This window comes from Mesorhizobium sp. M7A.F.Ca.CA.002.05.1.1 (genome assembly GCF_003998335.1).
Classification (GTDB): domain Bacteria; phylum Pseudomonadota; class Alphaproteobacteria; order Rhizobiales; family Rhizobiaceae; genus Mesorhizobium.
On the sequence record NZ_RZQI01000432.1, the window covers coordinates 1 to 4,924 of the forward strand.

Genomic DNA, 4,924 nt, shown 5'->3' on the forward strand with positions numbered 1-4,924 from the left:
CAGATCGACATCGCCCCAGTCGATGCCGAGGTCGAGCGTCGAGGTGGCGACGATGGCGCGCAGTGCGTTTTCCCCCATCGCCTTTTCGACGCGCCGGCGCTGGGCGACGTCGAGCGAACCGTGATGCAGCGCGATCGGCAAAGTGTCCTCGTTGACCCGCCACAATTCCTGGAACAGCAACTCCGCCTGGCTGCGCGTGTTGACGAACAGCAGGGTCGTCTTGTGGCGCTTGATCTCGCGATAGATTTCCGGCGTGGCGTAGCGCGCCGAATGTCCCGCCCAAGGCACGCGCTCTTCGGAATCGAGGATAGAAATCTCCGGTTTCGCACCCCCGGTGACGACGATCAGTTCGGCCATGCTATGGCCGGTCGAACCCTTGGGCGGATTCTGGCTGACCAGCCAGCGCCGCAACTCGTCCGGTTCGGCCACCGTCGCTGACAGGCCGATCGTCTGCAAGCCGGGGACAAAGCTGCGCAGCCGCGCCAGGCCGAGCGCCAGCAGATGCCCGCGTTTCGACGTCACCAGCGAGTGCAACTCGTCGAGCACGACGTAGCGCAGATCCTCGAAGAAGCGTCTTGCATCGCCTGCCGCAATCAGCAGCGCCAGTTGCTCGGGCGTGGTCAGCAGGATGTCGGGCGGCACCAGCTTCTGGCGCTGACGCTTGTGGGCGGGGGTGTCGCCGGTGCGCGTCTCGATGGTGACGGGCAGGCCGATTTCCTCCACCGGCTTGCCGAGATTGCGCTCGATATCGACGGCCAGCGCCTTCAGCGGCGAGATGTAGAGCGTGTGGATACCGCGACGCGCCTGGCCCGGCTTTCTCTTGGGCCGGTTGGCCAGTTCAGTGAGCGAAGGCAGGAACCCGGCCAGCGTCTTGCCGGCACCGGTCGGCGCAATCAGCAGGACTGATTGCCCGGCCTGGGCTTTCGCCAGAAGTCCAATCTGATGGGCGCGCGGCGACCAGCCTTTCTCGCCGAACCATCTGAGGAATGGTTCGGGCAGGGCCACGGCGGCATTCTGTTCGGCAAGGCGCGGCTGCTCTGTCACCCGCCAGAGGTAGCGCGACGGCGCGCGAACGCCAAGGAAAATCGGAACAAAAGGTGATCGAGGTGAGCTTTCCTCGCCCCGTTTACGGGGAGAGGATGCCGGCAGGCAGGTGAGGGGCAGCGCGAACCTTCAAATGCTGGCACTGCCTCTCATCCGCCCTTCGGGCACCTTCTCCCCGTGAACGGGGCGAAGGAAGAAAGGCTACGGCCTCCTGAACCCGGTCGGACCGCCGTAAAGATATCCGATGCGGGCGACGGCGTCCTTCAGCCCTTCGCGCGACACCAGCATGGTGTGGCCGTTGGCGTGGATCATCGTGTCGGCGTCGGTCATGACGGCGACATGGCCCTTCCAGAACACCAGATCGCCGCGTCGCAACCCGGAGAAATCAGGTCCCGGTTCGAGCGGCTCGCCAAGTGTCGCCGCCTGCATGTCGGAATCGCGCAGCACGTCTTTGCCGGCCATGCGCATCGCCAATTGCACAAGGCCCGAACAGTCGATGCCGAAACCGGAAGTGCCGCCCCAGAGATAGGGCGTGCCGAGAAACGCCTCGGCAACCGCGACATAGTCGGAGGCAGCTTCACTCAGCGGCCGCAGGTGGCTTGCGATCAACGCCTCGCCGGAAGGCAGGACCGCATAGTGCGTACCGCGCGTCTCGGCGGCCTCCGTCACCGTCACCGTCGATCCCATCGACAATTGTCCGGCGATCGGAAAGCGCAGATCCGGCCCGGGGTAGAGGAAGGTGCGCGGCACGCAGACGATGTGCGTCGGCGCATGGTCCCGTTTGCCCAGCATCGTGTCGGCGACGTAGCCGACATAGCCGTCGCGTTCGGCCTGGACCCAGGCCCAGCCCTCAGCGACATCGAAGACCAGGACATCGTCGCCGAACAGCGCTTGCGTGTTGACGCCGGCGTCCGGCCGCGGCGCCTTGCGCATATCGGCCACTGACGCGGTGACCCGCGCCGGCCGGCCGGCGACGAAGCGCTCGGCGGTGACCTCGCCCTTCAGCCTTGCATCGGCGAGATCGGAGCGAAAAGCGTGAAGGCGGGCATCCCTGGCAGTCAAATCGAACACTCTGTTGAAAGGTAATGCGCTCACATCGGCAGTTCGAGCGCCTTGGCGATGATACCATCGCCGAAGCGCTCGACAAAGAGCGCGCCCTCGACCGTGCGCCTGATCAGCACATTGCGCTTGTCGAGTTCATCGCGGTGACGCGAAACGAGTTTCAAAGCGCCCATCGTGTCGAGCGCGCGGGTGATCACCGGCTTGGTGACATTGAGGCGCGCGGCGAGCCCGCGCACGGTGTGCGGTGGCGGGTCGAGATAGATGGTGAACAGGATCGCCGTCTGGCGCATGGTCAGATCGGGCGCGTCGTCGCGCACCTGTGACAGCATCACTTGCTGCCACAGTCGCAAGGCCTGGCTCGGGCGCATAGCAATCGACATCGCGCCAGCATGACGGCAAATTGTTTCGGTTCCGTTTCAGTCGAGGCAATTTTGCCGGCTCCGCCTGCAACCGTCAGCCGTAGCGTTTCGCGATGATCCGCTCTAGGGCGCGGATGCCTTGTGCCTCGCCGCCGGCGGGGCCATGCGGACGATCGGCCGGGTTCCAGGCGAAGATGTCGAAATGCGCCCAGCCCTCGGTCTTTTCGACGAAGCGTTTCAGGAACAGCGCCGCCGTGATCGAGCCGGCGAAACCGTCTGATGTGACATTGTTGATGTCGGCGATTTTCGACGACAGTTTTGCATCGTAGGGCCGCCACAGCGGCATGCGCCACAGAGGGTCCTCGGCCGCGACGGAAGCCGCCGCAAGATCGGATGCCAGCGCTTCGTCACTTGTGTAGAACGGCGGCAGATCGGGGCCGAGCGCGACGCGGGCAGCCCCGGTCAGCGTCGCCATGTCGACCAGAAGCTGCGGCTCCTCCTCGTCGGCCAGCGCCAGCGCATCGGCCAGCACCAGCCGCCCCTCGGCATCCGTATTGCCGATCTCGACAGTGATGCCCTTGCGGCTCGCAAGCACATCTCCGGGCCGGAAGGCGTTGCCGGCAATCGAATTCTCAACCGCGGGAATGAGCACGCGCAGCCGCACATTCAGCCCGGCAGCCATGATCATCGAGGCGAGGCCAAGGACATTGGCAGCACCGCCCATGTCCTTTTTCATCAGCAGCATGCCGGACGATGGCTTGATGTCGAGACCGCCCGTGTCGAAGCAGACGCCCTTGCCGACCAGGGTCACCTTCGGCGCCCCTTGCTGCCCCCATCGCATATCGATCAGGCGCGGCGCGCCGGCCGACGCACGGCCGACAGCATGGATCATCGGGAAATTCCGGTCGAGGAGATCGTCACCCTTGACCACCGAGACTTCGGCCTTGTGCCTGGCGGCCAGGGTCCGCACCGCCTGCTCCAAATCTTCTGGACCCATATCGCTGGTCGGCGTGTTGACCAGATCGCGTGTCAGGAAGACGCCATCGGCGATGCGGCCTACGCGCCCGCCATCGACGCCTGCCGGCAGGCCGAAGCGCAGCGCCTTGCCTGGCTTCTTGCCGTAACGGGTGAAGACATAGCCGCCGAGCAGCAGCGCGGTCGCCGCGAGGTCCGGCTCGGCCGGCGCCGAGGCGAAATGCCAGTCGCCTTCCGGCAAGGCTTTCGACAGCGCGCCAAAGGCGAGCGCGCCTTCGCCATCGCCGATACCAAACAAGGCGCCGCCGAGCGCCCCGTTTTCGCCGGGCACGACCAGCGTCCTGCCTGCCTCGCCGGAAAAGCCGTTGGCCCTGGCCCAGGCGACAGCGGCCGGCGCAAGGCCGGCCGCGTCCAGACCGTCCCTGGCGATCAGATGGACCGGCAGCGCGCCCGGCAATGTCTTCCCGACGAGTTCGACAGGCATGCGATGTTCTCCGTGTGAGTCGCCGTTCTTAACCGTCCGTTAGGGTTAACAGAATATTTCTGCGGGAGGGAAGACGGCCACGCAATGGCCGCGCACGAATGGAGGCTTAGGTGGCCATGCCGACCAACCGCAGGATCAATGCCAGGGGAAAACGGCTCATCACCACGGCCCTTGTGCTGGCGCTGGCGGCCGGCGTCGCCGGCTGCGGAACCGACAAGCTCTCCACCGGCTCTATCGCACGCACCAGCGGCAAACCGCTTGAAAGCATGTCGGCCGGCGAACTGCACAATGCCACCGGTGCACTTGGCCAATCCTACGCGAAGAACCCCAACGACAAGCGGATGGCGACGAACTATGCGGCGGCGTTGCAGATGGATGGCGACGCCGACCAGTCGCTGGCTGTGATGCGCAAACTCGCCATCGCTTTGCCCAAGGATCGTGACGTGCTTGCCTCCTATGGCAAGGCGCTGGCCGCCAATGGCCAGTTCGAGGCGGCGCTCGACGCCGTGCGCCGCGCTCAAACACCGGAATATCCCGACTGGAAGCTGGTGTCGGCCGAAGCGGCCATCCTCGACCAGACCGGCCAGAAGGACGATGCGCGCCAGCTTTACCGCAAGGCGCTCGACCTTAAGCCGAACGAGCCTTCCGTGCTCTCCAATCTTGGCATGTCGTATGTGCTGGAAGGTGACCTGCGCACCGCCGAAACCTATATGCGCTCGGCCGCGCAGCAGCCGAATGCGGACAGCCGCGTCCGCCAGAACCTGGCACTGGTCGTCGGCCTGCAAGGCCGGTTCGACGAGGCCGAGAAGATCGCCTCGCAGGAGCTCTCGCCCGAACAGGCGCAGGCAAACGTCGCCTATCTCAGGCAGATGCTGGCCCAGCAGAATGCCTGGAGCCAGCTCAAGGACCAGGACAAGCCGAAATCCGCGACCAACTGAGACCACAATCCCGATGCCCAACGAAGAAGCCGCGCTGCATGCGCGGCTTCTTCGTTTGAGGG

General features: G+C 65.2%; 5 protein-coding genes. 1 reads left to right on the plus strand and 4 read right to left on the minus strand.

Annotated elements, in window-relative coordinates; all coding sequences use genetic code 11:
* From EN939_RS20725 to EN939_RS20740, 4 genes are all read right to left on the minus strand, one after another.
* A partial coding sequence (locus EN939_RS20725) for a DEAD/DEAH box helicase (protein ID WP_127269469.1) occupies window positions 1-1,044 on the minus strand: 1,044 nt, incomplete at its 3' end.
* A 201-nt stretch (window positions 1,045-1,245) separates the two neighbouring features.
* Entirely contained in the window at window positions 1,246-2,106 is an 861-nt protein-coding gene (locus EN939_RS20730) for a C40 family peptidase (protein WP_164748718.1), read from the minus strand.
* A gap of 29 nt (window positions 2,107-2,135) precedes the next feature.
* Window positions 2,136-2,486, minus strand: a complete 351-nt coding sequence (locus EN939_RS20735) for a MarR family winged helix-turn-helix transcriptional regulator (protein ID WP_013533675.1) — start codon at window positions 2,484-2,486, stop codon at window positions 2,136-2,138.
* Between the two features lie 73 nt (window positions 2,487-2,559).
* Window positions 2,560-3,924, minus strand: coding sequence for a leucyl aminopeptidase family protein (locus EN939_RS20740; protein ID WP_127269471.1), 1,365 nt, complete (start codon window positions 3,922-3,924; stop codon window positions 2,560-2,562).
* A 116-nt stretch (window positions 3,925-4,040) separates the two neighbouring features.
* Between EN939_RS20740 and EN939_RS20745 the strand changes: the two genes are divergently transcribed.
* Window positions 4,041-4,862, plus strand: a complete 822-nt coding sequence (locus tag EN939_RS20745) for a tetratricopeptide repeat protein (RefSeq protein ID WP_127269472.1) — start codon at window positions 4,041-4,043, stop codon at window positions 4,860-4,862.
* The last annotated feature ends 62 nt before the right edge of the window (window positions 4,863-4,924 follow it).

Bases quoted from the DNA above. Each gene is read 5' to 3' on its own strand.
- EN939_RS20735 (WP_013533675.1), bottom strand. From the start codon at position 2,486: ATGTCGATTGCTATGCGCCCGAGCCAGGCCTTGCGACTGTGGCAGCAA.
- EN939_RS20740 (WP_127269471.1), bottom strand. From the start codon at position 3,924: ATGCCTGTCGAACTCGTCGGGAAGACATTGCCGGGCGCGCTGCCGGTC.
- EN939_RS20745 (WP_127269472.1), top strand. From the start codon at position 4,041: ATGCCGACCAACCGCAGGATCAATGCCAGGGGAAAACGGCTCATCACC.